This window comes from Arthrobacter sp. YN (genome assembly GCF_002224285.1).
Lineage (GTDB): Bacteria > Actinomycetota > Actinomycetes > Actinomycetales > Micrococcaceae > Arthrobacter.
This window is the reverse complement of record NZ_CP022436.1, coordinates 347,064-372,533: the sequence shown is the minus strand read 5'-3', so window position 1 is coordinate 372,533 and position 25,470 is coordinate 347,064. Positions and strand designations below refer to the sequence as shown.

Below are 25,470 nucleotides of genomic sequence, written 5' to 3'. Positions count from 1 at the left end.
TAGCCCAGCGCAGCCTGGAGGCTACCGGATGATCGGAAGTCCCGCCGTCGGGAAGACGCTGGGGAAGATCGACGGCGGTGGCACCGGTACCGCTTCGAGCGGAACCAGGACGGTATCCGCACCGACCGTGACCACCTGCTCCCGCACGTTCACGTGGAACGGTTCGTCGCTGTAGTCCGGCCCGGGGATGAGTGTGAGCTCGATGGAACCCTGCGCCAGGTCCACGGCCAGCAGGCGTCCCTGGACCTTGAGGCGGAAGGACAGGCCTTCCCACTTCACAGGCAGGCGTGGATCGAAGCGCAGCACCTCACCTTGGTCCCGCATGCCGGCGAAACCACAGACCAAGGAGCTCCAGATCCCCCCGGTGGAGGCAATGTGGACGCCGTCGATCGTGTTGCCGTGCGAGTTGTCGAGGTCGATGAACAGCGCCTCGGTGAAGTGCTGGAGCGCGACGTCGCCGTACCCCACCTCGGCGGCCATGATGCCCTGCACGCAGGCGGACAAGGTGGAATCACCTGTGGTGATGGGATCGTAGAAGTCGAAGGCGCGCTGCTTCTCCTCGGCCGAGAAGTCCTGCCATTGAAGGAACATTGCCAGCACGGTATCGGCCTGTTTGAGGACCTGGTGCCGGTAGATCACCAACGGGTGGAAGTTCAGCAGCAGCGGGTACTTGGACTTGGGCGTGTTCCAGTCCCACGGCTCCAGGGTCATGAAGTCGTTGTCCTGGCTGTGGAGCTGCAGGTGCGGATCGTACGGAAGGAACATCCGCTCGGCTGCCTGACGCCACACCAAACGCTCGGTGCCAGCAATGCCTTCGTGCTCCAACGCCGCGGCTGCACGAAGGTTAAAGCGCGCCATGACGTTGGTGTACAGGTTGTCATTGACCACGGCAGTGTACTCATCCGGGCCGGTGACACCGTGGATGTGGAACATGCCGTCCTTGCCGAAGAAGCCCAGCGAAGCCCACATGCGTGCTGTCTCGATCAGCAGGTCGGCACCCAATTCCGCGCGGAAGGTGGGATCTGCGCTGGCCCATTCGTACCGGTTGGCGGCGAACGCGATGGCCGCGGCGATGTGGAACTGGGCCGTACCGGCGGCGTAGTAGGCGCTGGCCTCAAGCCCGTTGATGGTCCGCCATGGGAACAGTGCACCGTCCACGCTGAGCTCCTTGGCGCGCACCCGCGCGTCGGGCAGCATGGCGTGCCGCGATTCCAGGACCTTCCGGGCACCGCAAGGATTGGTGTACGTCAGGTACGGCAGGAGGTAGATTTCCTGGTCCCAGAAGTAGTGGCCCTCGTAGCCGGAACCACTCACCCCCTTCGCGGGGATTCCGGCAACACCGGCACGCGCAGTGGCCTGGGCCAGCTGGAACAGTCCCCACCGGACCGCCTGCTGCATCTCCGGCTGGCCACCGATCAAGATGTCGGCCGTGGTCCAGTATTCGTCGTAGTGCGCTTTGCTCTGGGCCAGGATGTCGGCGAACGGCACCAGCTTCGCTTCGGCTTCCGCTGCCAAGCTTTCGCCGCGGTCTTCGGCGTCCGTGGAGCCTGCCACCAGGTAACTGACCGTTTTTTCCAAACGGAACGTGTCGCCGTCGTGGATTGCCAGAACGTAGCGGACGGATGAGTCGTCCTCGCCCACCACCGTCTCGAATGGCTGGCCTTCCGCGGAGATCCAGTGATCCACGGCCATGGCCACGCGCTGACGCGATTCGGCCGTCTCCCATGCAAGGCGCAGGGAGCCGTCAGCACCCTGCAGGTGCAACGGCAGCAGGACACGGCCGGCGTGCCGGCCCGAACGGCGTGGATCGTGGGCCGACTGGTCCTCCACAGGCTGGTCCTGACGGTTCACGACGCCGGAAGTGATGTCCGCGGACACGTCCCGGTCAGCTGTCAGCGACAGTTCCAGGCCAAGGCATCCGCGCGAATCGAACCCCACCGCCCGGCGCTCCACCGTGGTAACGGTCGCACCCGAACGGCAGGCCCACGTGATGCTCTCTTCATAGACGCCGGTGGAAAAGTCCACGCTGCGGCTGTAGTCAGTCACCGTGGACTCAGCCAGGCTCAGCGCCTCGCCATCGATCGACACCGTGAAGTTGTTGGCATCCGGGACATACACAATCCGTTGACCGGTCCTGGCAAAACCGTAAGCATTCTCTGCGTGCTTGATGTCCCAGATCTCGTGGAAACCGTTGATGAACGTGCCGGGAAGTTCGCCGTCGCCCGCTGTTGAGTGCGAGCCGCGGATACCAAGGTGGCCGTTGCCAAGTGCGAACAGCGTTTCCAGCGTTCCCTCGTCACCGGGGACGTGGATATTCTCCACGAGCTTCCAGGGCTCACAGGGGAAGCGCAGCCGATCGGAGCTGATGAGTGCCATGGGCGGTTGAAATCCTTCGAAAAAGTAGGGTCAGAGAAGATCGTTGAGGTCGTCCACCACCAACGTGGCACCGGCGTCGAGCAGGGTTTGGCGGCCCGCCCCGCGGTCCACGCCGATCACGGCGTAAAAGTCGGCACCTGCGCCGGCCTGCACCCCGGACACCGCATCCTCCACCACGATGCATTCCTCCACAGGCACGCCCAGAAGGCCTGCGCCATAAACATAGGTGGCAGGGTCAGGCTTGCCGGGAAGCCCGACGGCGGCGGCCACCTGGCCGTCCACCACCACCTCGAAGTGGTGGTCCAGGCCGGCGGCCTTCAGGACGGCAGGCGCGTTGCGTGAGGAGGACACGACAGCCACCTTGAGACCCAGTTCAACCGCGGCATTGATGAATTTGACCGAACCTTCAAACGGCTCAACACCGCGGGAGTTCACGATCTCGTTGAAGATGGCATTCTTGCGGTTGCCCAGGCCCTGCACGGTGACGTTGTCCGGGTGGTCGTGGACCGGGCCTTCGGGCAACGTGATGCCGCGGGATGCCAGGAAATCCCGGACGCCATCGAAGCGCGGCTTGCCGTCAATGTGGTCGAAGTAATCGCTCTCCTGATAGCCCTGCGGGTGTCCCGTTTGGGCCAGGTAACCGTCGAACAGTTCCTGCCACGCCTGCTCGTGCACCACGGCAGTAGGCGTCAGCACGCCGTCGAGGTCGAACAACAGCGCCGAAGCGCCCGTCCAGGCATTACGAAGATCAGTCATGTGCAGTATTCCGTTCAGCGCTTGCGGCGCGTGGTTTTGCGTTCGATGAGCTTGGTATCGAGCAGGTGGTTGGAGGGGTTTTCACCAGAGGCAAACGCCGCCGTGGGCCTCGCGCCGCGGGCGATGAGGTCCGTCATTGCCCGCTCAGTCACAACGGGGGGTCATTGCTCAAGAGAACGGCCAAGTTTCCATACCCAGCCCCAGCAGGTGTTGGGGTGCCTGCCAGGCTGCGTGTTCATCATCGATACCTATATTGTCCCACGGAAGCCTCCTGGGCGAACAACCAGGCTGTGGCTGTCGGGGCCCTGCCATGCACCACGGCCTCAACCCTTTCCATGCTCGCCTGACGCCTTCACGTGAGACCCGCGTCGGGTCATCAGCCAAAAGTGTAAGCGCTTACAATTTTGTCATTCAATAGAGTGCACTCGAATGCGGAATTGTGACGTGAATCGCACCACGAGATTGATTCCGGCGGCCGGATGCCTTCTAATCCGGGCTCCACCCCATAGCCCTAACCCAGCACGTAGAACTTCAAGAAGGCGCTGACGTCCACCAGTTCAGGCGGCTCGATCCTGTGGCCCATGCCCGGATAGGTCCGTGCCGTCAGTGCCACGTTGGCTTCCAGCCACTCGGCAGTGTGGGCAATCGCGTCCTCATTGATCACGGGATCGGCCTTGTCCCGGCCCCAGAAGAACGGCGGCGGGGTATCGAAGGACTCGCTCAGGGCAAGGAGGTCGTTGTCCAGCACAAAACCGGACAGGCCCACCGTGGCCTTGAAGGCGTGGGGCCGCAAGCGCAGGAGCGTGCTGGCCATGGCCATGCCCTGCGAATACCCCAGCAAGCTGACGCTGCTGTGGTTGTCCTTGACGGAGTTGATCCAGTTGAACACCGAGTTGGTGGACGCTATGACGTCAGCAAAGTCGTTGGTCAGGAAGTAGTCCAGCAGGAACCAGCCGTAATGATCGCCGATCACCTTGGGACCGCGAAGCGCAGCGCACGTGAACTCACCGGGGAGATGCGGAAAGAGTTCCACCATGCGCTGTTCGCTGGTTCCATACCCGTGCATCATCACCAGCAACGGAGTGCCCTCGCGCTGGTTTTCGGGCTTTGACCACACCACTGAATCCATGGGCATGAGCCTAGTAGACTGGCGCCATGACTCCGCAGGAACTGGCCAACCTGGCCCATCTGCGGCGCGCCCGCGACTTCATTGACCGCGAGTATGCGCGTCCGTTGGACGTCCCCACCATGGCCGCCGGCGCCCTCATGTCCCCCGCGCATTTCTCCCGCCAGTTCAAGGCCGCCTACGGAGAATCGCCCTACAACTACCTCATGACCCGGCGGATCGAGCGGGCCATGGCCCTGCTCCGGGCGGGGACCAGCGTCACGGACGCCTGCATGGAAGTGGGCTGTACGTCGCTGGGATCCTTCAGCACGCGTTTCACGGAAATCGTAGGCATCAACCCCAGCGAATACCGCTCCCGCGAACACCACGCCGTCAAGGCCATGCCCAACTGCATCGCGAAACAACACACGCGCCCCGAAAGAACCAGCAAAGGCAGGACTCCCGATCCTGAAACACTGAGCAGGATTGAAGAAGCGCCCACGTCACAGCTGCAATAGCGTGTGGTTCATGAACATTTCATTGAAGTACGCACATGTCACTGTCAACGATGTGGATGAGTCGCTCGCCTTCTACCGCGACGCCCTGGGTTTCGAGGTCCGGAACGACGTCGGCTCCGACGGCCAGCGTTGGGTCACCATCGGCAGCGATGCCCAGCCGGATCTTGAACTGGTCCTTTCCCCGCCGCATGCCGGCCGCTCCCAGGCCGACGGCGACGCCATCCAGGAACTGCTGACCAAGGGCGTCATGCCCATGCTGGTGTTCACCACGGATGATCTGGACGGCACGTTCGAGAAACTCCGTGCGTCCGGAGCCGAGGTACTCCAGGAACCGATCGACCAACCATGGGGTCCGCGCGACTGCGCCTTCCGCGATCCTTCCGGCAACATGATCCGCATCAACCAGGGCTGATCAATCAGGGGTGGTGGCGGCTTCCCGGCTGCCGGCGGCTTTCCAGCTCGGTTACCGCAGACCCAGCGGGCCGGCTGTCACCGACTCAGCAGTCCGGCGTCGGACCTTTCGCCATCCTGATGCGTCGACGCGATGGCGGCGGACACGACGTCGGACAGCCGGCGCCGCTGGCTGTACGCCTGGCGTTGCAGCCGCTCGCCGGTGCCCCGGCGGAGGATGTTGGCCACGCCTGCCCGTGCGAGCGCGAGGTCGCCGGCCCTTGTTAAGGCCACACGAACGTGCCGGAGCAGGGCGCCCGCTACGTCCGCGGCGGGATAGGGCCGCTGCTCGAGCGGGTGCAGCAACTGCTGGTTGATGCCAAAGCGGCTGGCCTTCCAGTTCGCCATGCGGATGACCGGCGTCAATGTGCTTGACGCCGGTTTTCCCTGACGCCACTCAGCCGCCGAAGTCTCCACCAGGGCACGGGCAATGACGGCAATGGTGAGGGCGTCTTCGGCGTACAGGCAGACGTCGGCGATCCGCAGTTCAACGGTGGGGTGCCCCCTGGAGAGGCGGGCATCGAAGTAGATCATGCCCTCATCCAATGGAACGCCCGTCCCCAACAGCTCGGAGAGGATCGCCTGGTAGCCTTCCGCTGAACCGAAAACGTCCATGGGGCCGGCCGTGGGCCACCTGTTCCAGATCTGCGTGCGGTAGCTGGCAAAGCCGGTGTCGGCTCCCATCCAGAAAGGAGAGTTGGCGCTCAAGGCCAGGAGGACGGGCAGCCAGTGCCGCATCCGGTCAAGGACGGCAACCCCTTCTTCCGGTGATTCGATGGACACGTGGACGTGGAAGCCGCAGGTGAGCTGCTCACGCGAAATCAAGCCAAATTCCGTCCCCATCGCCGTGTACCGCTGGTTGCCCAGCGTGGGTGTGGCATGGAAGACCGGCGGGGTGGCCAACGCCGCAACGCGCGCGCCCACGGCCCGCGCGGCCTTGTCAGACAACTCCCGCCCGGCACGGATCTCGGCCCTGAGTTCGGCCGCAGTCCGGCAAGGACGCGAGTTGACCTCCACCTGCTCCTGTTTGAACTCCGACTTCAACGTCGCGCTCCCGGCGCCGGCCTTATCAGTGCCGGCCTCCCCGCGGGTTGTTTCTCCGGTTCCTTCTCCGTAGAGGGGAGCCGCCACGTCCAGGATCTCTGCGGCCAACGCCAAAGGCGTGCCGTCCGCGGGATCCGCGATCAACAGTTCCTCTTCAACACCAAACGTGCGCATAGCCACCCTCCCGCTGTTGGTTGTTCAGAGACGGCGGTCATCCAACGTGGCGTGGAACCTCCATTTGGAAACCGCAACGGCAATGCAGCACCTGCGTCTGCAAGTAGACCTCCAGGAGGCTGGGGCTGTCCGGATCATCCGTGGTCCGGGGCGCCTCAATCACCCGCTCGGTGGGACGTCCCAAGGTCATGGGATCGCCGCAATGGGTGCAGCTGAACCAGAGTCCCGCTGCGGAAGTGGAGAGAAACTCGCGTTGGATCTCAGGCACCAAGGCCTCCAGCCGGACAGCGTGGGCGTAGAACGTATCGCACTCGCTGCAGGTGTAGCTGACTTCTACTACCTCGGACTGATTCGGTTGGGCTTCAACCACGGTTTCAACAAAAATGTACGAATCAGTGCCGCACACTGTGCACCAGGGCCGCGCTCCGGTCTCACCGGTTGCGGGATCCGTCCCTCTGGCAGGCTTCGGGACGGGCAGGGATCCAAGCGTCATTGCCATTCTCCTTTACTTCTCCAAGGAGCCCGCATGCGTGCACGGAGAGCCGGCCGAAGGCGGCCACGGCTAAGAGTGCAGTTCTTGGACCATCCGTGATGGCACCAGGTGACATGAGGTTCCAAGGGCTGTCTGCTTAACCCACCTAAAATGTAGTTCACCAGTGGTGCGCGTCACAAGTCACGGCCTCGCGGCCGGGAGTCCGCCTGTCTGGCTCAGGGCTCGAAATGGGCAACAGGAGCCTGATTGGCCACACCCTTGACCAGTGACTCTGCAACCTCCCGCAGCTTCTGGTTCCGGGTGCTGGAGGCCTTCTTCAGAATCTGGAACGCCTCTTCCTGGGTGCAGCGATTCTGCCCCATGATGATTCCGCTGGCAAGGTCAATGACGGTCCGGGATTGCATGGCGTCCTGGAGATCGTCAGCGTGCTGCTGCTTCACTCCGATGCGCACGGCCAACCGCAGCGAGCGTTCGGCCTGGCTGGCGTACAGCTCGCAGTTTCGGATGGTGGCTTCGTCGTAGACGCCGGCATGGGGGGCGAAGAAGTTCAGCGCAGCAGTAGCTCCTTCGTCCAACTCCAGAGGGACGCAGAGGGCTGAAAGATGGCCTCGCGCGGCGATGACGGCGCAGTACTCCGACCACCGCGCTTCGGTGGAGGTGTCCGGAACGTGCACGGTGGCACGGCTTCGCATCGCTTCCAGGCACGGCCCATCACCGTATGCCTGCTGAATTTCGTCGATCAACCTGGCTTCGGGGGTGCTCCCGGCCACCGTTGCCGTACGTCGTCGCCGGCTCAGGGTGATGCCGCAGTGCACAGGCATGCCAACGGCCTGGGACACAGCCGCTGCCGAAAAGACCGCTAGTTCTCCCAGGAATCCGCCCACGTCCTCGCTGTCGATGACAAGGTCTTGAAGACGGTCAGGTACCGAATCGTCGTCAGGCGCTGAGGCGGCATCAGGCAGCACCAAGTCAACGTTCATTTCGCTCATGCCTTAGTTTACGATCGTCCGGGCCGGGCTTGTCACCCCGTCAGGAATGGTTGCAGAATCCTTGCATCTACGGTGCAGCTATGTGCACAATCTAGCTACAGTCCCCGCGAGAGGACCAGGCTTTCCCAGCTCATGCAGACGGGCGTCCCGCATTTTTCCATGCAGAGGTGCAGACCATGCCGGCCCAGCCAGCGTCCAGAATCCCGGACGAAGCCCATCAACCGCCTGACGAGCCCCTTTGGTGCAAGCGCTGCAATACAGACAAGCACCTTCTGGTGAACTCCATCCAGTCGCACTATCCGCCCGCGCCCAACATGGTTGAAGTCGCCTACGAGTGCCACGCCTGCAGGTACGCCTATCAACAAGTTGCGTCTGTCCAGAGGGTTGCGCTGGTACTGAACCGTCCAGGTGTCTCCCAGGGCGTGCTGCAGTTCGGCGGCCAGTATCTGCATTGCGGCGAGCCCATGAAGACCAAGAGCTGCGAGCTTCGCCGGATCCAAGCCCCCTTGGTCTTGAGGCCCGGCGGCCAGTTGAGGATGTACGAGGTCCTCATCAACACACGCATCCTCGGATGCCACTGCGGCTTCCGCATGGAGATCCCGGAATGAGGATCAGCGGCCGCAACACCAGTTCTGGAGCTACCGGGAGGGAAAGCATGCACACAGAATCACAGAGGAAAGAACCATCGACAGCCGGCCCGCAACTCAGGCCTGCCGGCAGGCGGAAGCTTCCAGACCCGCCGGATCCAGATAATTTGCCCATCGACTACCGGAGCTCCGGATGGGACACCACCTGGTATCCCTCGTCCGTCCCGGAAAGCCTCAGACCGCACCATTCGTCGCGTCAAAGGAGTTCCTGACCATGAGTGAATTCCCACCGGACCCTTCACATCCGGACCCCACCCGCGATCCCAGCCCGGACCCAACCCGCGAACCCGGCCCTACACCCGAGCCTGTTCCCTTGCCGGAGCCGGGACCGCCGCCGGTTCCTGACCCCACGCCGGGGCCCACCGTGCCTTCCCCGCCCGGGCACGGGGAACCGCCCGCTCCCCTGACGTAGGGGAACCGGACACACCTCGCCGCCGGGCACGTTACTCCCGGTCACTTCCAGAGACCGGATCCTGGCAGGATCCCCCAGTCAGGATCCGCACGAGGGCATGTCGCGCTACAGGGAGCGCGGCATGCCCTTTGGCATGTCCAGTAACGGCGATCCCCAAGATCTTTGTTTATGTTGATTTCTCTTGACTTACCAACATAAACAAAGATAGAGTCAAGCAATTCCACATCGTTGTGACAGCAGTCACGGAAGTGGCCGTCCTGAAGACCTGGCTTGACCGCAATGGAGGGTAAGTGTTCGCCGAAGAACGCCAGCAACTGATCTCCGCACTCGTCGCAGAGCGCGGACGGGTGAGCGTCACAGACCTTGCCGACCGTTTCAGCATCACCACTGAGACAATCCGTCGCGACCTCGCGGCCCTCGAAGTCTCCGGAAACCTCCGCCGCGTCCATGGCGGTGCAGTACCTTCCGACCGCCTGAGCACCCGCGAGGAAAGCATCCTTGAGCGGGCGGTACAGCGCCAGGTGGAGAAACTCCGCATCGCCAACGCAGCCCTCGGGCTGATCCCGGAGCTCACAACGGGCAGCATCCTGCTGGACGCAGGTTCCACCACGGAAACCCTGGCAGACCTGCTGGCCCAGCGGACACCCGCGGCCAACGGAAACGATGAACTCGTGGTGATTACCCACGCCATTCCCATCGCAGGCAAACTTTCCTCCACGCCGGGCATAGCACTGCAAATCCTTGGCGGCCGGGTCCGCGGACTGACGCAAGCCGCCGTCGGGCAGTCCACGGTGGAAGCCGCTTACAAACTTCGCCCGGACATCGCTTTTGTGGGTGCCAACGGTATCCATGCAACCTTCGGCCTCAGCACCCCCGATCCTGAGGAAGCGGCGGTAAAAGCCGCTTTCGTCACCTCTGCCCGCCGCGTAGTGGCCCTGGCCGACTCTTCCAAGCTGGACTCCGAAACGCTGGTCCAGTTCGCCACTTTGAAGGATGTTGACACCTTGATTACAGACAGCCAACCGTCCGCAGAACTCGCCGCGGCCTTGGCCGACGCCGGCGTAGACGTGGTGATCGCATGATCGTCACCTTGACTGCCAACCCCAGCCTGGACCGCACGGTGGAACTCCCCGGCGCCCTGGCCCGCGGCGAGGTGCAGCGCGCCGTGGCCGTCCATCAGGAATCGGGCGGAAAGGGCGTCAACGTTTCACGGGCGCTCGTGGCCTCCGGCCTCGACACCGTGGCAGTCCTTCCGGGCGCGGATTCGGATCCGGTCCTTTCCGGACTGCACGACGGCGGTGTGCCGTTCGCGGCGCTGCCCATCGGCCAGGCGCTGCGCAGCAATGTCACTCTCACCGAACCGGACGGCGTCACCACCAAGATCAACGAACCCGGCCCGGAGCTGAGCGAGGAACAGCAGGAAGCCCTGATCGGGCTGCTGCTGGAACGCTCCCGTGGCGCGAGCTGGGTGGTCCTCGCAGGTTCGCTCCCACCAGGAGTTCCCGCGGATTTCTACGCCACCATCGCCCGCCGGCTCCGGTTGACCCCGGATGGAACGGCCTCCCCAAGCATCGCCATTGACTCCTCCGGGGCGCCGCTTGCGGCGTCTTTGGTGGGCGATGCCTCCGGGAAGCCGGACCTCCTGAAGCCGAACGCGGAAGAGCTCGCAGAGCTTGCCGCGGCCGCCGGTTTCACCAGCGTCTCCACCGCTGACGAACTGGAAGCAGACCCGGCCAAAGCCGCTGAAGCTGCAGCCGCCGTCGTCGCCAGCGGTGTAGGCGCCGTTCTCGCAACACTCGGGTCCAAAGGAGCAATCCTGGTGACGGCGGACGGAGCGTGGCTGGCCACGCATCCGCCCATCAAAGCCGTCAGCACGGTAGGCGCCGGGGACTCTGCGCTGGCCGGCTACTTGCTGGCTGCAACCCAAGGCGGCTCCGCGCAGGACTGCCTTCGTCAAGCCGTGGCACATGGTGCCGCTGCTGCCTCCCTGCCGGGCTCCACTGTCCCGGCAGTCCACCAGACAACCCCCAATGCCGTAACCATCACGGCCCTCCAGAAGGACTCACAGTGACCCAGCTGATCACAACCCAATTGGTCACCCTCGACCAAAACCTGGGCGACTCCCCTGCCGACGTCATCCGCGTCCTGGCCGGCAAAGTTGCCGCCACCGGCCGTGCTTCCGAGGTTGAAGGGCTCTTTACCGACGCCTTCGCCCGCGAGCAGAAGACCGCAACCGGCGTCCCCGGCGGCATCGCCATCCCGCACTGCCGCTCTGCTGCGGTCCAGGAGCCTGCCTTGGCCATGGCCCGGCTGTCCCACAAGGTGGACTTCGGCGCCAAGGACGGCCCGGCAGACCTGATCTTCTTCATCGCAGCCCCGGATGGCGCGGACCAGGAACACCTGAAGCTGCTGTCCAAGCTGGCCCGGTCCCTCATTAAAAAGGACTTCACGGCAGCACTGCGTGCGGCTGCCACCGAGCAGGACATCGTGGACCTCGTGGACGGCGCCTTGGCGGACAAGCCTGCAGCTGCGCCCGCCGAGGCTGCACCCGCTGCTGCCACTTCGGGCGCTGTTGCTGCCGGCACGACGGCGGCTGCCGCACCCAAGCGCATTGTGGCCGTGACCGCTTGCCCCACAGGCATTGCACACACGTACATGGCTGCTGACTCGCTGGTTGCCGCGGCCAAGGAGATGGGCGTTGACCTGCAGGTGGAGACCCAGGGTTCCTCAGGCGCCAAGCCGCTGGACCCTGCTGTGATTGCAGCAGCCGACGCGGTGATCTTCGCCGTCGACGTTGATGTTCGCGGCAAGGAGCGCTTCGCCGGCAAGCCGGTCATCAACGCTCCCGTCAAGCGTGGCATCGACGAACCCACCAAGATGGTCCAGGAAGCACTTGCAGCTGCTGAGGACCCCCGCGCACGCCGCGTTCCCCATGCCGGCGCCGAAGAGCAGGCTGAGCGTGCCGAGGAGGAGAAGGGTGAACACATTGGCCAGAAGCTGAAGCGTGCGCTCCTCACCGGCGTCAGCTACATGATTCCGTTCGTTGCCGGCGGTGGTCTGCTGATCGCGCTGGGCTTCCTGCTGGGCGGCTACGACATCACCGAAGTAGCGGACAAGGTGGTGCTGGAGAACAACTTCGGCAACCTGCCTGAAGGTGGCCTTGCCATCTACCTCGGTGCGGTCCTGTTCAAGATCGGTGCCCTGTCCATGAGCTTCCTGGTCCCGGCACTGGCTGGATACATCGCCTACGCCATCGCCGACCGGCCCGGTATCGCCCCCGGCTTCGTCGCCGGTGCCGTATCAGGCTTTATGGGTGCAGGGTTCCTCGGCGGTATCGTCGGCGGCCTCCTGGCCGGCTACGTCGCGCATCTGATCGGAACCTGGCAGGTACCCCGCTGGCTCCGTGGCTTGATGCCCGTGGTCATCATCCCGCTGCTGGCCTCCATCGTTGCGTCCGGCTTGATGTTCCTGGTCCTCGGCGGTCCCATTGCCGGCCTTACGGTAGCTCTCAACAACTGGCTCACCGGCATGAGTGGCGCATCGGCTGTAGTTCTCGGCATCATCCTTGGCCTCATGATGTGCTTCGACCTCGGCGGTCCGGTCAACAAGGTTGCCTACGCCTTCGCAGTTGCCGGCCTGAGCGCGGGCAGCGCAGACAACCAGGCTCCGTGGCTGATCATGGGCACAGTGATGGCAGCCGGCATGGTTCCGCCGCTGGCCATGGCCCTTGCCACGGTCCTGAACAAGAAACTCTTCACCCTCAACGAGCGTGAAAACGGTAAGGCGGCCTGGCTGCTGGGTGCATCCTTCATCTCCGAAGGCGCCATTCCCTTCGCTGCAGCAGACCCCCTGCGCGTCATTCCCGCCAGCATGGTGGGCGGCGCCCTGACCGGTGCACTCTGCATGGCCACGGGAGTAACTTCCCAGGCTCCCCACGGCGGTTTCTTCGTCTTCTTCGCCATTGGCAACCTGCCGATGTTCATCATCGCCATCGTGGCTGGAATGGTGGTCAGCGCGCTGGCCGTCATCGCCCTCAAGCGCTTTGCCGTCAAAAAGCCGGTGGAAGCGGAAGCCGCGCCGGCAACCGCCAGCGTCTAAACCCCCAGCGGTCTAGACTTCCCACAACGCCACCTCCCACAACCGCCACCCTTCACAAAAGGAGCACCAATGCCAGAACGTACAGCCACCATCGCAAGCCGCGTCGGCCTCCACGCCCGCCCTGCAGCCATCTTTGCCGAGGCAGCAGGGGACCTGGACCTCGATGTCACCATCGCACGCCAGGGCGAACCCGCCGATGACGCCATGGACGCCGCCAGCATCTTGTCCCTGATGAGCCTGGGCGCCTCCCACGGTGACGTGGTGGTGCTGCGCGCCGAAGGTGAAGGTGCCGACGCCGCCCTGGACAGCCTGGTGAAGATCCTGGAAACGGACCACGACGCCGAGTAGGGACACTCAACCCTCAGCGCTGCTGAAAGAGCCTGGCGACTCCCGGATTCGGATGTCGCCAGGCTCTTTTTGTGGCTGTCGGCGTCTCCGGTGTCACCGTCAAGCGAGGCAGCGACAACGGGTTATGGACCGGCGAGCTCGTCGAGATGGCGAGCAAGCATGCCGGGCATCTGGCTCGACTCCGGCAGCTCCCCACTCCACAACCCATGCATCGCGATTCCGTCAAGAAGTGCACGTAGCCGCTGGGCTTCATACTCTGGATCGCGCTCCGCGTGGAACTGACCCGTTTCAGCCAGGATTTGCACAGCTGCGCGGCATGCGCGCTCTACTGCGTCGCTTAGCCTGGTCGCAGCAGGACGAAGCTCACTGTCGGTAAGGGACAGAACGCCGAGTTGGACTTGTGCCACCAGTTCCAAGCGCCGCTCTTTGTCGAGAGGGAGCAACTGCAGCAACAACGCATCAACCAGGGCGCGGCCGGTCAGCTCAAGCGCGGAGACCCTGGCGGTGACCCGGTCCTCAATGAGTTGCAGGCAGTACTCCCTGAGGGCATGCTGCGTGGCAAAGGCCCGCCGCAACGAAGCGGCGGCGATGCCCGCTTCCGCTGCGACCCCACGCACGGACAGACCCTGGAGCCCATCACGTTCAAGGACACGTAACGAAGCCTCCGCAATCGCTGCGGTGCGTGCCTCTGCGTCGATTCTCCGGGGCATGGCGTTTCACCGCGAAGAAGAAGCAGCTGGCACGGTTCGGGCGGCCTTCTTCGGCCAGATCGTGTAACTCACTGCCCAAAGGAAGTCGATGGCGAAGATGATTCCCAGGATGCGAAAGAATCCCGAGAGCGCTGAGGTTCGTTCCGCGTCATTGACAAGAAGAATGATCGCTCCCAGGGTCGCAGCGGCGATGACTACCGCCAACGCAGTGAGGATGACATCCCGCCAGCATTTGGCCGTGTAGCGGGTTCCTGTGAGCCGTTCCGGCGCAGGGCCGCCGGAGAACCGGTGCTGGAAGTGCGCATCGGCCCACGCCACCATGCGTTTGCCGTACGCGATGGAGACGCCAATGTAGATCGCCGCCAGTCCGTGCTGCCATGAGGCTGTTCCCCCGCCCAGCAGATCGACTGCGACCAGGGTCAGCAGTACAGCATCGATCACCGGAGCAAGGATCAGGAGAGCTTTACCGAGGCGGGGTTTCCGCAGCAGATACCGCGCTGCGAGCCCGGCGATGATCGCCACCCAGAACGCAACTTCGCACACCACGATCGCGATCAGGATCATTTACCGCTCCTCAACGTTTTTCCATCCGAGCTTTATTAGTACGAGTGTACTCATAAAATTGACTCGAGGGGTCGACGTCAGGCCATGGCGATCGCCCTGGTTACATCCTCGGCGTTTCGCCATTCAGGGAGGCCGCGATCGATGCTTCCGTGGGCTTCACATCCTTCAGTCCTCCGGAGAGGTAAGCCTCAATGATGCGGGGGTCAACATAGGAGGATCGGGCCACGGACGGGGTGTTGCCCAGGAGTTCCGAGGCCTCCTTGATGGCCCTCACAATCGCTTGCCGGGGAGTTCCCTGGTAACCGGATTTGATCAGGCAAAGAGCCGCAGCCGCAGTACCTTTCCAGGTCCGGAAATCCTTGGAGGTGTAAGCCTCCCCTGAGATACCCCGGAGATACTCATTGATCATGGACGCGTCCACGGAGACCCACGTTCCCTCCGAGAGGTAAGCCAGCAGGCGTTCCTTGCCAGGGCGCTCGGCCAGCGGTTCCAAAAAGGCGGCCAGGGCGGGGTCGCGGATGGACTTGTCCCACAGTTGTCCGCTTTTGCCCGGGAACTTCAGGAAGACATCATGCCCTTCCACCCGGGCATGACGGCATCGAAGCGTGGTGAGCCCATAGGAGCCGTTTTGCTTCATGTAGACCTCGGAGCCAACCCGAAGGGCGCCGAGGTCCATGAGTCGTACGGCCGCGGCGAGGGTCTGTTGCCGCGGATCTTCGGTGTTCTGCAGGTGGACGGTGACGTTGCGCCGGATCGCCGGCAGGACCAGCCCCAGTTTGGCGGCCCGAATGAACTTCTCGGTGTCCTTCCGCTCCCGCCACGTGGGGTGGTAAATGTACTGGCTGCGCCCTGCATCATCGACGCCCGTGGCAAGGATGTGCCCATTCTCGAAAGGACTGATCCACACATCGGTCCATGCAGGCGGGATCGCCAGCGCATTGATGCGCTGGCGATCCTCTTTGCTGACCAGGCTCCCGTCGGGGTGCCGGTAGCTGAACCCTTTTCCTACCTTACGGCGGACGATGCCGGGCTTGGACAGGTCAGTGCGCTTAAGCCTTGGCACGGTTCTTCCGCCCTCTTCGTGATCAGCCCGGCCCGGTGAGTTCTAGGCCTCGTCCGGATCCGTCACGGCAGCGCCGGCATTCATGATTTCCGCATTGATCATCCACACCAGCTGCTCAAGGCGGGAGATGAATGCGTGCAGCAGGTCCGCCGTCGTGGGATCTTCCTCATCCACTTCGTCATGGACATCGCGCATTGTCTGGACAGCACGCTCCACGCGGTCGGTGACCAGCTTGACCGCATTCTTGGTGTTGACCAGGCCGGCCGGGAACTCCTCCAGGCGCGTGCCCTTGGCGATGGTCGCGCTGCGGCCATCGGGCAGGGCGTGGAGGGCCCTCATGCGTTCGGCGGTGTCGTCAGCGAATTCGCGCGTGGCCACTACCAGCTCGTCCAGCTGGAGGTGAAGGTCGCGGAAGTTCGGCCCCACAATGTTCCAGTGCGCCTGCTTGCCTTGAAGCTGAAGCTCAATAAGGTCTGTCAGGACGATCTGAAGGTTGTCTGCAAGCTGCTGTGACGCTTTCATGTGTTCCTCTCATAGACGTTCATGTGAGCCTAAAACGTGCCGCAAAGTTTCTGCGGCAACTGCCCAATCATCAGGTGACGACTTCAATAAGCCTTTCATAAGGAAGCTTAGTAGTACAATGGGAACTGTTAGTGTTCACGACTGGCGAACCACTCCGGAGGACCGCCGGCAGGCAATAACGGTAAAGGCACTTTGAGGCGGCGGAACGCCTCGAGGTACCGGCATAACTCAATCGAAGTAATCGGAATGCATAGCCGGGAACCGGCGACATTAGTCAAAGATTCCCCCAGAAAGGAATGTGCTGACCATGAATACACTTCTGATCATTGCTGGTGTAGTAGCAATTGTTCTTCTCTTGGTAGGCGGCTTCACCGAAGCACTGAGCTGGCTGCTGTGGGTAGGCGTCATCCTCCTCGTCGTCGCAGCCATTGGCTGGCTGCTGAGCTTTATGTCGGGTCGCAGGGGACACACGGTATAGACCTGGACAGGGTGGAGCGCCGGGGCACTGCCTCCGGCGTTCCTGCTCTCCACAACCCCGCCCTGGACTACTCTCGGCCCGGGCCATCTCCGGTGGCAGCGGGCGGCGGGGCCGCATCAGGGTCCTTTGGCGTCGGGAACTCGTCGTCGGGAGCTTCAGGCACCCCCTGAGCAGGCCGTTCCGGGGTCTCGCGTTCATCTCCCTGACCAGGCATTTCCTGTTCGGGGGTAGGCGTTCCGTAACCCCCGGGTTCGTTGTCCGGGTCTACCCGGTGATCGTCCTGGCTCATTTTTCCTCCTTGAAAATCCGATGAGGCCCCGATAGCGAGATCGAGGAATGCTGACAGTTCCGACCGTAGTCCGGTGCTTGGTCGGCGTCCACAGAAACCACCACGGAGGTGCATAGATGGTTGAGCCGGAGCCGGCTCCCAGGATTGGCAGGAACGAGTCCACCGAGGAACGGATGGACCGCAACTGGATGGAATTGATCCAGGAGTTACGGGTTCTCCAAACAGGGGTACAAATCCTTGGCGGTTTCCTGCTCACGCTCCCCTTTCAGGAACGATTCGAACTCCTGGACGACTGGCAGCGGAGTCTCTACCTGTTCAACGTGATGGTGGCAGCACTGACCACCGTCCTCATCGTGCTCCCCGTCAGTGTTCACCGCCGGTTGTTCCGAAGGGGCCTCAAGGCCACCTTGGTCTCCAGCGCCGACGTTGTGACCAAGTGGGCGCTGGCCGGCGTGGCCTTGTTGATTGTTGGCTCCGCCACTCTGGTCTTTGACTTCACCGCCGGACGGACCGCCGGGTTTGTCGCAGGGGGATTCATCATTCTGGTACTGCTGCTCCTGGTGGTGGGAACGCCGCTCTGGCTGCACCGCCGGGCCGTCCGAAACGGCAGCGGCAACAACGGGACTGCAAAGGAAGAGTGAGTGGGATGCTGCGACCCGCCAAGCACAACCAGGGTTCCGGCAAGGACACCAAGCCCCCACGTCACTGGGTCACGGACCACGGCTTGCTGCTGGTCAATGCAGGCCTGTTCGTCGTCTTCCTCGGAGGAATGATCCTCTCAGGAGCAGCCAATCACAGCGAGGAACAGCAAGCACACGGTGGGCCGGCAACCGGAATTTCGGATTTTCTGACGTCAGGCAGCTTCTGGGAAGCGATCTTTGAGAACTGGGAGTCGGAGTTCCTCCAGATGGCCATGTACGTGGTCCTGACGGTTTTCCTGTTCCAGCGTGGCTCCTCGGAATCCAAACCCGTGGATAAGGACGCACCCCAGGACGAAGATCCCCGCGATGCCAAAATGTCCGCCAAGACCCCGTGGCCGGTGAGACGCGGCGGCTGGGTTCTGAAGGTTTACGAGCACTCGTTGTCTGGCTTGCTGGGCCTGCTTTTCCTGCTCTCCTTCACCCTGCATGCCGTAGGTGGTGCGGCCGCTTACAACGACGAACAGCTCAGCCATGGCCTTCCGGAGATCTCCACTTGGGAGTACATCGGTTCCAGCCAGTTCTGGTTTGAGTCCTTCCAGAACTGGCAAAGCGAGTTCCTGGCCGTGGCGGTTTTGGTGGGCGCTTCTGTGTACCTTCGCGAAAGGGGTTCGCCGGAATCAAAGCCCGTGGCAGAGCCGCACTACGAGACTGGCACCTAGCCGATGAGGAGAAAGGAACCAACCATGCCGGGAAAGACGAATTCCAGCGATTGAAAGCCCGCACCAAGGAACGTGGCGCGGGCTATTCGGACAGGAAGAAATCCGAGCTTATTTCCATGCTGCGGAATCACTAAAGGCAAGAGAAAGCAGATAACGACGCCGGTTCAGGCCTTTTTCTTGGCCCGCGCCTTTGGCTTGCCGGCAGTTTTGCCGGCGGCAGCGCCGGCGTCGTCCGCTTTCTCCTTGCCGCGTTTCTTGTCCAGGCTGCGCTTAAGCGCTTCCATGAGGTCGATGACGTCGCCGCCTTCGCCTTCGCCCTCAACAACGCCGAACGTGGCCTCAGTGTCCAGGGCCTCGCCCTTATCCAGCTTGGCCTCGATCAACGTCTTCAACTGGACCTGGTAGTCATCGGTGTACTCATCGGGATCAAAGTCATGAGCCATGGATTCCACCAGGGCGGAGGACATCTCCAGCTCCTTGTCCGAAATCTTGATGTCACTCTCAAGGGAGGGGAATTTGGCTTCACGGACTTCATCGCCCCACAGCAAAGCCTGCAGCAGCAGTACATCACCACGCACCCGCAGCGCACCCAAACGGGTCTTCTGCCGCAGCGCGTACTGGACAATGGCGATCCTGTCGGTGTCCTCCAACGTCTGCCTCAGCAACATGTAAGCCTTGGGCGATTTGGAATCCGGCTCCAGGAAATAGCTGCGTTCATACATGATGGGGTCCAGCTGCTCGGCGGGGATGAACTCCACCACCTCGATTTCGCGACTGTTTTCCTCCGGCAACGACTTCAATTCCGCGGACGTCAGGACAACGGTTCGGCCTTCTTCTTCGTAGGCCTTGTCGATATCCTCATACGCCACCACTTCGCTGCAAATTTCGCATTTCCGCTGGTACCGGATACGCCCGCCGTCCTTGTTGTGGACTTGGTGCAGGCTAATATCGTGATCCTCCGTGGCACTGTAGAGCTTCACTGGTACGTTGACCAGACCGAACGCGATGGATCCCTTCCATATGGCCCTCATGCACCCAGTCAACAGCACAACACAGCAGAGGAGAAGAGGTGGCAGGCAAGCAACAGGAGCGCGTGAACGTGGAAGGCCACGAGCTCACCCTCACCAACCTGGGGAAAATCATCTACCCGGAGACCGGCACCACCAAGGCCGAAGTGCTGGAGTACTACGCCGCCGTCGCTCCTTTCCTCATTCCCGCGGCGGCCAACAGGCCGGTGACGCGCAAGCGGTGGGTCAACGGAGTGGGCACAGCTGAGAATCCCGGGGAGGTGTTCTTCCAGAAGAACCTTGAGGACTCCGCCCCCCGGTGGATACCCCGGGCCGCCATTCAGCATTCGGACCACGCCAACGTTTACCCCATGGTCAACAACCTGGCCACGTTGACGTGGATGGCCCAGATCGCCTCGTTGGAAATCCACGTTCCGCAGTGGCAAGTGGATCCTTCAGGGAAGCCGCTCCGCCCCGACCGCTTTGTTTTGGACCTGGACCCCGGGCCCGGAGCGGGACTGCCCGAGTGCGTTGAGGTGGCCAAGCTGGCCCGCTCCATCCTGCAGGACATGGGCATGGACCCTGTCCCCGTCACCAGCGGCAGCAAGGGCATCCACCTCTACACGGGCCTGGATGGGACCCTTAAGTCCGAGCAAGTGTCCGCCTTCGCCAAAGAGCTTGCCCGCGCCCTGGAGTCCGACCACCCCGAGCTGGTGGTCAGCGACATGAAAAAGTCCCTCCGCCACGGCAAGGTGCTGGTGGACTGGAGCCAGAACAGTGGGAACAAAACCACCATCGTCCCCTACTCACTCCGCGGCAAGGCGCGCCCCACCGTGGCGGCGCCGCGCACGTGGCGTGAGCTGACCTCCGCCTCCTTGGAGCACTTGGATTTCCTGGCCGTGATGAAGCGTGTCAAGACGGGCAAGGACCACTTCGCACCGATTTCCGAGCGGCACCTTCCGCCCCACGGTGAGGATGAGAAGGACGACGACGGTGCTCCCGCAGGCAGTTCGGGCACGGGCAGCAGCCCGGGTACCTCCCGCGAGCGGGTGGTGACGGTGGAGAACCGTCTCGCCAAGTATGTCGGGATGCGCGATCCGGGCAAGACCCCGGAGCCGTTTCCGTCGTCGTCGGCCGTTTCTGCCTTCCCGCTGACCGGGGGCTCGTCCTCGGATCAACCGGAACCGGGCGACCCGCCGCCGCCGGGCGGCATCTTTGTCATCCAGGAGCACCATGCCCGCCGCTACCATCTGGATTTCCGGTTGGAACGCGACGGCGTCCTGGTGTCGTGGGCACTCCCCCGTGGCGTTCCTGAAACTCCAAACCGCAACAACCTGGCCGTGCACACCGAGGACCATCCCATGGACTATGCCAACTTCGCGGGCGTCATCCCCAAGGGCGAGTACGGCGCGGGGACCGTCAGCATCTGGGACCGCGGCGATTACACGTGCGAGAAATGGCGCGACGGCAAGGAAGTCATTGCGACCCTCACAGGCGAGCCGGGCGGCGGACTTGGTGGGACCAAACGGTTCGCGCTGATCAATACGGGTCAGAACTGGCTGATCCACCTGATGAAGGAGCAACCTGGAAGGCGGCGGGGTGGAGCATCCACAGCCAAAGCCGTGACACCCCAGTCCCAGCCGACGGCTCCGCAGCCCCCGCCGAATTACACCCCCATGCTCGCAACCTCAGGCACCACCGCTGACCTCCACGGCGACGATTGGCTGTATGAATTGAAGTGGGACGGAATCCGGGCGATCATCACGGGAACCGAGGGCAGGATCCGCCTCATGAGCCGCAACGGAAATGACCTCACGGCCACATACCCAGAACTGACGGACCGCGCATGCTGGCCCGACGGCGACTTCGTTGCTGATGGCGAGATCGTGGCGCTCGGCAAAGGATCACGGCCTGATTTCGGCCGGCTGCAACTCCGGATGAACCTGGTCAAAGCTGCGGACATCCAGCGGGCACGGGCAGCGGTCCCGGTGCAGCTCATGCTGTTCGACCTTCTGTACGACGACGGCACGGACCTGAGCGGCCTGTCTTTCCGAGAGCGTCGCGAAAAACTCTCGGGGTTTGCGGAGCGCTTGCCCCAAGGCTGCCCGCTGCATCTTTCGGCGGTTCTGGACCATGACGTAGAGGATCTCATGGCCAGCGCCGCCGAGCTGGGCTTGGAGGGCGTGATGGCGAAGAAAGCCGACGGCCGTTATGTGATCGGCCGCCGCAGCAGGTCCTGGCTCAAGCTCAAGCTGGAGCAAAGCCAGGAAGTGGTGGTGGGTGGCTGGCGTCCCGGTGCCGGGGCTCGAAGCGGGACGTTCGGTTCCCTCTTGTTGGGCATCCCGGACGGCGACAAGCTGCACTATGTGGGCAGGGTTGGCAGCGGATTCAAGGACTGGCAACTGCGGGACATCATGGAGGTTCTGGAGCCCCGCGCGGTGACCGAATCCCCCTTCGCGGACATCCCCCGTGAGGACGCGGCAGGTGCCACGTGGGTCAGCCCTGAGCTTGTGGCGGAGGTGACCTTCGGGGAATGGACGGGGCCCGGCCGGCTGCGGCATCCCGTGTGGCGTGGCTGGCGCCCCGACAAGTCCCCTGAGGACGTAAGCCAGCCCAACTGAGTCGCAGATAACGCTCTATTGAAGGTTCAGTAGGACGTGTGCTGTTACTCAGTTGGGCTGGCTACGCAGGGGTGGTGCGGTTCGGGTAACGCTAGGAGGAGTGCGGCATCTGCGGGCGGCTGGTCCTGTGGATCGCCGTCACAGCTGCCCCCTGGCCCATGCGGCCGTGGGCTTGATCTCGCTCCTTCGGGTGGCGGCGTTTACCGTTACCGTCAGGCCACTGCTTGCTCTGGTCAGCGCCCAATGCAACGGCGATGGTGGTCGGCTCGGGCATCGGGGCCATGTCCATGGACTCCACCAAGTGGCTCGCAACCTCAGGATTGATGCGTTCGGAATCGTGATTCGCAGTCATGGTTCTTCCTTTCCAGTGTGCCTGTCCGCAGGTTTTACCAGCGGACCTTCTTCTCGGTCTTAGCCTGCTTGCCGCTGGCGGAGGTGGGCTTGTGCCCCTTGCCGGTGCTCTGCCAGCCGGCCGGTGCACCGCCCCCGGATTTGCTGGCCAGCATGGCTTTCTGGGCGTCGGTCAGCTTGGACTTGATGCCGCCGGACGCTGGAGTTTTGGCTGAGCTCTCCGCTGTCGGGGTCTCGGGGGTGTTGTTTTCGGAAGGGTTGGCAGTCATTCGTGGACTCCTTAGGTCTGAGTCCTGAAGAGACACGTATCCCATGTCGTTGCGGTTCGGGAAAAGGCGTCGAGAACGGGAACGGCATGGAGGCAGGGCCTCAACAGGCGTGGATTTTTGTCAGGTGAAACCCGGCTGTGCCGTTACGGGCAGAGGCCGGTCTACTCAAAAATCAGTGTTCCCATGCTTCATACCCTAACCAAGTCGCGGCAGATTTGTGAACCCCTCACCTGCAGCTACTTCCTATCCGACGTGCAATTCACCTTCCGACCCACCAGTCTTCCTCGGCTAGCATGGCAAACGTGACCCGGAGAGCATCCATCGCCACCACACTTCGTGCAGCGGGCTGCGTTTTCGCCGATGACGAGGCCCGCCTCCTCCTGAACGCCGCCAACCACCCGGACGAGCTCAACCGCATGGTGGAACAGAGGGTCAGTGGACAGCCTCTTGAACACATTGTGGGCTGGACAGAGTTTTGCGGGACGCGCATGTCTGTGCGACCCGGCGTGTTCGTTCCGCGGCGCCGAACTGAGTTCCTGGTGCGCCAGGCGACCCTGATCGCCAAGCCAGGTGCCGTCGTCGTCGACCTCTGCTGTGGTTCCGGGGCGATAGGTGCGGCGGTGAGCGACCTTCTGGGGAGCTGCGAACTGCATGCGGCGGACATAGACCCCCTTGCGGTCCGCTGTGCACGCCGCAACGTTGGGCCCCGTGGCGGAATGGTCCACCACGGCGATCTCTACGCCGCACTCCCCCGTGAACTCCTGGGGCGCGTTGACGTACTGCTCGCGAACGCGCCGTATGTTCCCACTGACTCCATCGGCATGATGCCGCCGGAGGCGCGTCTCCACGAGCCGAGAGCAGCGCTCGACGGCGGCGCGGACGGTTTGGCGGTTCAGCGCCGGGTAGCGCTGGGCGCGGCTCAGTGGCTGGCGCCGGGTGGGTTCCTGGTCATCGAAACATCGGGGCAGCAGGCGCTGGCGACGGCAGGGATTCTAGGCGAGGCGGGGTTCATCGCGGAGGTGGCCTCGGACGAGGAATTGGACGCAACGGTGGTAGCCGGATCACGAATCAGGGAGTGAGTACCGAAGGAGAAAGCGAAGGCCGGCACCTTTTCAGGTGCCGGCCTTCACTGTTTCAGTTGACGTCCCACCCGGCCGTCTTCGCTGCCTCCAACTCGGCAAATTTGGTGGTCATTGTCGAGTTGCCTCGCGTGAGCTTCCTAATGGTGAGATCGTCGGCTTTGGCGTTCGCACGCCTCAGGTTGTCGGCAGACTTCTGCAGCGCCACTTTCGTCTTTTCCAGGTCCTTGATCGCTTCGTCGATGCGCTTGATCGCCTCCACGAAACCGTCGGAGGCGAGCCTCCAGTTCCGACCGAACGCGTCCTTGAAATCGCTGATCTGCTGTTCGAAATTTGTGATGTCCAAGTTCTGCGCCTTGACCATCGCAAGTTCGGTCTTGTATTCGAGCGAATTCATCGCGGCATTCCGCAGCAGCGCGATGAGCTGGATGAAGAACTGCGGGCGGATGACATACATTTTCGGATAGCGGTGAGAAACGTCGACGATCCCGGTGTTGTAGAGCTCGCTATCAGGCTCGAGCAGAGAGACCAGCACTGCGTACTCGCACCCCTTCTCCGTGCGATCCTTATCCAGCTCTTTCAGGAAGTCTTCGTTCTTATGCTTGGTCGCGGTTCCGTCGTTCTCGTTCTTCATCTCAAACATGATTGACACAATCTCAGTACCGGCACTATCGGAGTCGCGGAAGATGTAATCACCCTTGCTCCCGGCCCGCGCATCGTTGTCCTTCTCGAAATAGGCAAGGGGGAAAGCTGTGGCACGGATGCGGTTGAACTCGGTCTCACAGTGCTGTTCAAGAGTTTCTCCGACCATCTTGGTCGACAGCTTGGCTTTCAGGTCCCGCAGCCGCTCGATCTGTTCTTCACGGTCCTTGATCTGGGTTTCGTACTTGTCTTTCAGAGCCTTCTCACCGAGCTGCTTCTCGAGATCGGCCCGTTCAAGGCTGCTCTTGAGTTTGTCTCGCTCCTTTTCGATTGTGTTGACTGCTTCGGAGATCTCAAGCTTCTGCGCGGTTTCGATGGCTTCGAGCTTCGCCCTGAGGTCCTGGATCGCGGAGTCTTTCTCCGATGCAGTCTTCTGAAGTTCGCTAGCGAGCTTCGCCTCGGCCAGTTCAGCTGATGCCTGTTTCTCCTGCTTCGCGTGTTCGAGCTCCTTCATCAGCCCATCGCGCTCCTTTTCGACGGCACCAAGTGCCTCGGATACGGCGAGCTTCTGTGCAACCTCACCGGCATCGAGCTTTGACTTCAGCTCCTGGATCTCAGCATCCTTGGCCGCCGCGATCTTCTGGCGTTCGCTGGCGGACTTCGCCTCCGCGAGCTCGAGAGCAGTGGCCTTGTCTTGCCCTGCCAGTTCAAGCCGTTCGTTGAGCTGCTGTTCGAACTCAGCATCGCGAACCTGCTTGGCGATGTCGGCGTAGCCGGCTTCGTCGATAGTAAATGTCTGTCCGCAGTGCGGGCACTTGATGTCATGCATGTCTGGAACCTCTATCAGCTATGTCGGCCTCGTACGGCCGCACTGGTGGACCCTCCGATCTTTCGGAAGGAGAGGGATTGTCGAAATACGCGGAAACCGGTCCCCCAATGCATGGCTCCCGCAGCAATCGCAACTCCGGAGACCTTCCCTCGTTGCTTGAGAACGAAGCTACGGCAAGGACTTATATGAAAAAGCAAATATACTGATAACCCCCCTTATCGAGGTTGCCGTTTTTTAGGGTGCTCCACGGCGATAAGGTGAGGTCAATGACGAAAG

The 25,470-nt window shown here is 62.6% G+C and carries 29 protein-coding genes; 13 read left to right on the top strand and 16 right to left on the bottom strand.

The window, feature by feature from the left end; all coding sequences use genetic code 11:
- Positions 1–21: 21 nt before the first annotated feature.
- From CGK93_RS01750 to CGK93_RS01735, 4 genes are all read right to left on the bottom strand, one after another.
- Complete coding sequence (locus CGK93_RS01750; protein WP_089593334.1) at positions 22–2,376, bottom strand: glycoside hydrolase family 65 protein; 2,355 nt, start codon at positions 2,374–2,376, stop codon at positions 22–24.
- 30 nt (positions 2,377–2,406) lie between these two features.
- The gene (locus tag CGK93_RS01745; RefSeq protein WP_198318323.1) at positions 2,407–3,132 is read right to left on the bottom strand and encodes an HAD family hydrolase; all 726 of its coding nucleotides are present in this window, start codon (positions 3,130–3,132) and stop codon (positions 2,407–2,409) included.
- 14 nt (positions 3,133–3,146) lie between these two features.
- On the bottom strand, positions 3,147–3,284 hold the full coding sequence (locus CGK93_RS23400) for a hypothetical protein (protein ID WP_198318322.1): 138 nt from the start codon (positions 3,282–3,284) through the stop codon (positions 3,147–3,149).
- 359 nt (positions 3,285–3,643) lie between these two features.
- Positions 3,644–4,261 carry an alpha/beta hydrolase gene (locus CGK93_RS01735; RefSeq protein WP_089597099.1) on the bottom strand — a complete coding sequence of 206 codons (618 nt, stop codon included), beginning with the start codon at positions 4,259–4,261 and terminating at the stop codon, positions 3,644–3,646.
- Between the two features lie 26 nt (positions 4,262–4,287).
- Here CGK93_RS01735 and CGK93_RS01730 point away from each other — a divergent pair, with 26 nt between their 5' ends.
- Complete coding sequence (locus CGK93_RS01730; RefSeq protein ID WP_089593332.1) at positions 4,288–4,755, top strand: helix-turn-helix transcriptional regulator; 468 nt, start codon at positions 4,288–4,290, stop codon at positions 4,753–4,755.
- Between the two features lie 10 nt (positions 4,756–4,765).
- Positions 4,766–5,167 carry a VOC family protein gene (locus CGK93_RS01725; RefSeq protein ID WP_089597098.1) on the top strand — a complete coding sequence of 134 codons (402 nt, stop codon included), beginning with the start codon at positions 4,766–4,768 and terminating at the stop codon, positions 5,165–5,167.
- Positions 5,168–5,244: 77 nt separating this feature from the next.
- Here the strand turns inward: CGK93_RS01725 and CGK93_RS01720 are convergent, their stop codons facing one another.
- The 3 genes from CGK93_RS01720 to CGK93_RS01710 all read right to left on the bottom strand — a co-directional run bounded on the left by CGK93_RS01720 (position 5,245) and on the right by CGK93_RS01710 (position 7,905).
- A complete protein-coding gene (locus tag CGK93_RS01720) occupies positions 5,245–6,423 on the bottom strand; it encodes a glutamate--cysteine ligase 2 (RefSeq protein ID WP_089593331.1) in 1,179 nt (392 codons plus the stop codon).
- A gap of 37 nt (positions 6,424–6,460) precedes the next feature.
- Entirely contained in the window at positions 6,461–6,916 is a 456-nt protein-coding gene (locus CGK93_RS01715; protein ID WP_089593330.1) for a hypothetical protein, read from the bottom strand.
- Between the two features lie 215 nt (positions 6,917–7,131).
- Complete coding sequence (locus CGK93_RS01710) at positions 7,132–7,905, bottom strand: GAF and ANTAR domain-containing protein (RefSeq protein ID WP_089593329.1); 774 nt, start codon at positions 7,903–7,905, stop codon at positions 7,132–7,134.
- Between the two features lie 176 nt (positions 7,906–8,081).
- Between CGK93_RS01710 and CGK93_RS01705 the strand changes: the two genes are divergently transcribed.
- The 6 genes from CGK93_RS01705 (at position 8,082) to CGK93_RS01685 (ending at position 13,410) form a co-directional block, all read left to right on the top strand.
- Entirely contained in the window at positions 8,082–8,513 is a 432-nt protein-coding gene (locus CGK93_RS01705; protein ID WP_089597095.1) for a hypothetical protein, read from the top strand.
- A gap of 253 nt (positions 8,514–8,766) precedes the next feature.
- The gene (locus CGK93_RS23395) at positions 8,767–8,964 is read left to right on the top strand and encodes a hypothetical protein (protein ID WP_157731563.1); all 198 of its coding nucleotides are present in this window, start codon (positions 8,767–8,769) and stop codon (positions 8,962–8,964) included.
- Positions 8,965–9,254: 290 nt separating this feature from the next.
- Entirely contained in the window at positions 9,255–10,046 is a 792-nt protein-coding gene (locus tag CGK93_RS01700) for a DeoR/GlpR family DNA-binding transcription regulator (RefSeq protein ID WP_089593328.1), read from the top strand.
- Positions 10,043–11,035 carry a 1-phosphofructokinase family hexose kinase gene (locus CGK93_RS01695; RefSeq protein WP_089593327.1) on the top strand — a complete coding sequence of 331 codons (993 nt, stop codon included), beginning with the start codon at positions 10,043–10,045 and terminating at the stop codon, positions 11,033–11,035. The genes CGK93_RS01700 and CGK93_RS01695 overlap by 4 nt, the downstream gene beginning before the upstream one ends.
- The gene (locus CGK93_RS01690) at positions 11,032–13,062 is read left to right on the top strand and encodes a PTS fructose transporter subunit IIABC (protein WP_089593326.1); all 2,031 of its coding nucleotides are present in this window, start codon (positions 11,032–11,034) and stop codon (positions 13,060–13,062) included. The genes CGK93_RS01695 and CGK93_RS01690 overlap by 4 nt, the downstream gene beginning before the upstream one ends.
- Before the next feature lie 69 nt (positions 13,063–13,131).
- Positions 13,132–13,410, top strand: a complete 279-nt coding sequence (locus CGK93_RS01685; protein ID WP_017197107.1) for an HPr family phosphocarrier protein — start codon at positions 13,132–13,134, stop codon at positions 13,408–13,410.
- Between the two features lie 122 nt (positions 13,411–13,532).
- Here the strand turns inward: CGK93_RS01685 and CGK93_RS01680 are convergent, their stop codons facing one another.
- From CGK93_RS01680 to CGK93_RS01665, 4 genes are all read right to left on the bottom strand, one after another.
- On the bottom strand, positions 13,533–14,120 hold the full coding sequence (locus CGK93_RS01680) for a TetR/AcrR family transcriptional regulator (protein ID WP_089593325.1): 588 nt from the start codon (positions 14,118–14,120) through the stop codon (positions 13,533–13,535).
- A gap of 6 nt (positions 14,121–14,126) precedes the next feature.
- Entirely contained in the window at positions 14,127–14,684 is a 558-nt protein-coding gene (locus tag CGK93_RS01675) for a hypothetical protein (RefSeq protein WP_089593324.1), read from the bottom strand.
- Between the two features lie 100 nt (positions 14,685–14,784).
- Positions 14,785–15,747: a DNA topoisomerase IB gene (locus CGK93_RS01670; RefSeq protein ID WP_089593323.1), complete on the bottom strand. Its 963-nt coding sequence runs from the start codon at positions 15,745–15,747 to the stop codon at positions 14,785–14,787.
- Between the two features lie 42 nt (positions 15,748–15,789).
- Positions 15,790–16,269, bottom strand: coding sequence for a Dps family protein (locus CGK93_RS01665; RefSeq protein WP_024819119.1), 480 nt, complete (start codon positions 16,267–16,269; stop codon positions 15,790–15,792).
- A gap of 307 nt (positions 16,270–16,576) precedes the next feature.
- Between CGK93_RS01665 and CGK93_RS23735 the strand changes: the two genes are divergently transcribed.
- On the top strand, positions 16,577–16,747 hold the full coding sequence (locus tag CGK93_RS23735) for a hypothetical protein (protein WP_172323795.1): 171 nt from the start codon (positions 16,577–16,579) through the stop codon (positions 16,745–16,747).
- A gap of 67 nt (positions 16,748–16,814) precedes the next feature.
- Here the strand turns inward: CGK93_RS23735 and CGK93_RS01660 are convergent, their stop codons facing one another.
- The gene (locus CGK93_RS01660) at positions 16,815–17,036 is read right to left on the bottom strand and encodes a hypothetical protein (protein WP_089593322.1); all 222 of its coding nucleotides are present in this window, start codon (positions 17,034–17,036) and stop codon (positions 16,815–16,817) included.
- A 116-nt stretch (positions 17,037–17,152) separates the two neighbouring features.
- On the opposite strand from CGK93_RS01660, the gene CGK93_RS01655 reads away from it, so the two are divergent.
- Both CGK93_RS01655 and CGK93_RS01650 read left to right on the top strand, forming a co-directional pair.
- A complete protein-coding gene (locus tag CGK93_RS01655) occupies positions 17,153–17,677 on the top strand; it encodes a DUF6328 family protein (protein WP_089593321.1) in 525 nt (174 codons plus the stop codon).
- A gap of 5 nt (positions 17,678–17,682) precedes the next feature.
- Entirely contained in the window at positions 17,683–18,396 is a 714-nt protein-coding gene (locus CGK93_RS01650; RefSeq protein ID WP_089593320.1) for a DUF6766 family protein, read from the top strand.
- A 164-nt stretch (positions 18,397–18,560) separates the two neighbouring features.
- Here the strand turns inward: CGK93_RS01650 and ku are convergent, their stop codons facing one another.
- Positions 18,561–19,427 carry a non-homologous end joining protein Ku gene (gene ku, locus CGK93_RS01645; RefSeq protein ID WP_089593319.1) on the bottom strand — a complete coding sequence of 289 codons (867 nt, stop codon included), beginning with the start codon at positions 19,425–19,427 and terminating at the stop codon, positions 18,561–18,563.
- A 38-nt stretch (positions 19,428–19,465) separates the two neighbouring features.
- Here ku and CGK93_RS01640 point away from each other — a divergent pair, with 38 nt between their 5' ends.
- Entirely contained in the window at positions 19,466–22,024 is a 2,559-nt protein-coding gene (locus CGK93_RS01640) for an ATP-dependent DNA ligase (protein ID WP_089593318.1), read from the top strand.
- Between the two features lie 91 nt (positions 22,025–22,115).
- Here CGK93_RS01640 and CGK93_RS01635 read toward each other — a convergent pair whose 3' ends face one another.
- Positions 22,116–22,376: a hypothetical protein gene (locus CGK93_RS01635; RefSeq protein WP_043469625.1), complete on the bottom strand. Its 261-nt coding sequence runs from the start codon at positions 22,374–22,376 to the stop codon at positions 22,116–22,118.
- Between the two features lie 34 nt (positions 22,377–22,410).
- Positions 22,411–22,644, bottom strand: coding sequence for a hypothetical protein (locus CGK93_RS01630; protein ID WP_089593317.1), 234 nt, complete (start codon positions 22,642–22,644; stop codon positions 22,411–22,413).
- A gap of 293 nt (positions 22,645–22,937) precedes the next feature.
- Here CGK93_RS01630 and CGK93_RS01625 point away from each other — a divergent pair, with 293 nt between their 5' ends.
- Complete coding sequence (locus tag CGK93_RS01625) at positions 22,938–23,723, top strand: putative protein N(5)-glutamine methyltransferase (protein WP_198318321.1); 786 nt, start codon at positions 22,938–22,940, stop codon at positions 23,721–23,723.
- 55 nt (positions 23,724–23,778) lie between these two features.
- Here CGK93_RS01625 and CGK93_RS01620 read toward each other — a convergent pair whose 3' ends face one another.
- Positions 23,779–25,194, bottom strand: coding sequence for a DUF2130 domain-containing protein (locus tag CGK93_RS01620; RefSeq protein WP_089593316.1), 1,416 nt, complete (start codon positions 25,192–25,194; stop codon positions 23,779–23,781).
- Positions 25,195–25,470 lie beyond the last annotated feature (276 nt).

Coding starts and splice junctions, on each gene's coding strand:
- CGK93_RS01750 (WP_089593334.1), bottom strand. CDS start 2,376: ATGGCACTCATCAGCTCCGATCGGCTGCGCTTCCCCTGTGAGCCCTGG.
- CGK93_RS01745 (WP_198318323.1), bottom strand. CDS start 3,132: ATGACTGATCTTCGTAATGCCTGGACGGGCGCTTCGGCGCTGTTGTTC.
- CGK93_RS01735 (WP_089597099.1), bottom strand. CDS start 4,261: ATGGATTCAGTGGTGTGGTCAAAGCCCGAAAACCAGCGCGAGGGCACT.
- CGK93_RS01730 (WP_089593332.1), top strand. CDS start 4,288: ATGACTCCGCAGGAACTGGCCAACCTGGCCCATCTGCGGCGCGCCCGC.
- CGK93_RS01725 (WP_089597098.1), top strand. CDS start 4,766: ATGAACATTTCATTGAAGTACGCACATGTCACTGTCAACGATGTGGAT.
- CGK93_RS01720 (WP_089593331.1), bottom strand. CDS start 6,423: ATGCGCACGTTTGGTGTTGAAGAGGAACTGTTGATCGCGGATCCCGCG.
- CGK93_RS01715 (WP_089593330.1), bottom strand. CDS start 6,916: ATGACGCTTGGATCCCTGCCCGTCCCGAAGCCTGCCAGAGGGACGGAT.
- CGK93_RS01710 (WP_089593329.1), bottom strand. CDS start 7,905: ATGAGCGAAATGAACGTTGACTTGGTGCTGCCTGATGCCGCCTCAGCG.
- CGK93_RS01705 (WP_089597095.1), top strand. CDS start 8,082: ATGCCGGCCCAGCCAGCGTCCAGAATCCCGGACGAAGCCCATCAACCG.
- CGK93_RS23395 (WP_157731563.1), top strand. CDS start 8,767: ATGAGTGAATTCCCACCGGACCCTTCACATCCGGACCCCACCCGCGAT.
- CGK93_RS01695 (WP_089593327.1), top strand. CDS start 10,043: ATGATCGTCACCTTGACTGCCAACCCCAGCCTGGACCGCACGGTGGAA.
- CGK93_RS01685 (WP_017197107.1), top strand. CDS start 13,132: ATGCCAGAACGTACAGCCACCATCGCAAGCCGCGTCGGCCTCCACGCC.
- CGK93_RS01680 (WP_089593325.1), bottom strand. CDS start 14,120: ATGCCCCGGAGAATCGACGCAGAGGCACGCACCGCAGCGATTGCGGAG.
- CGK93_RS01675 (WP_089593324.1), bottom strand. CDS start 14,684: ATGATCCTGATCGCGATCGTGGTGTGCGAAGTTGCGTTCTGGGTGGCG.
- CGK93_RS01665 (WP_024819119.1), bottom strand. CDS start 16,269: ATGAAAGCGTCACAGCAGCTTGCAGACAACCTTCAGATCGTCCTGACA.
- CGK93_RS23735 (WP_172323795.1), top strand. CDS start 16,577: ATGAATACACTTCTGATCATTGCTGGTGTAGTAGCAATTGTTCTTCTC.
- CGK93_RS01660 (WP_089593322.1), bottom strand. CDS start 17,036: ATGAGCCAGGACGATCACCGGGTAGACCCGGACAACGAACCCGGGGGT.
- CGK93_RS01655 (WP_089593321.1), top strand. CDS start 17,153: ATGGTTGAGCCGGAGCCGGCTCCCAGGATTGGCAGGAACGAGTCCACC.
- CGK93_RS01650 (WP_089593320.1), top strand. CDS start 17,683: ATGCTGCGACCCGCCAAGCACAACCAGGGTTCCGGCAAGGACACCAAG.
- ku (WP_089593319.1), bottom strand. CDS start 19,427: ATGAGGGCCATATGGAAGGGATCCATCGCGTTCGGTCTGGTCAACGTA.
- CGK93_RS01635 (WP_043469625.1), bottom strand. CDS start 22,376: ATGACTGCGAATCACGATTCCGAACGCATCAATCCTGAGGTTGCGAGC.
- CGK93_RS01630 (WP_089593317.1), bottom strand. CDS start 22,644: ATGACTGCCAACCCTTCCGAAAACAACACCCCCGAGACCCCGACAGCG.
- CGK93_RS01625 (WP_198318321.1), top strand. CDS start 22,938: ATGGCAAACGTGACCCGGAGAGCATCCATCGCCACCACACTTCGTGCA.
- CGK93_RS01620 (WP_089593316.1), bottom strand. CDS start 25,194: ATGCATGACATCAAGTGCCCGCACTGCGGACAGACATTTACTATCGAC.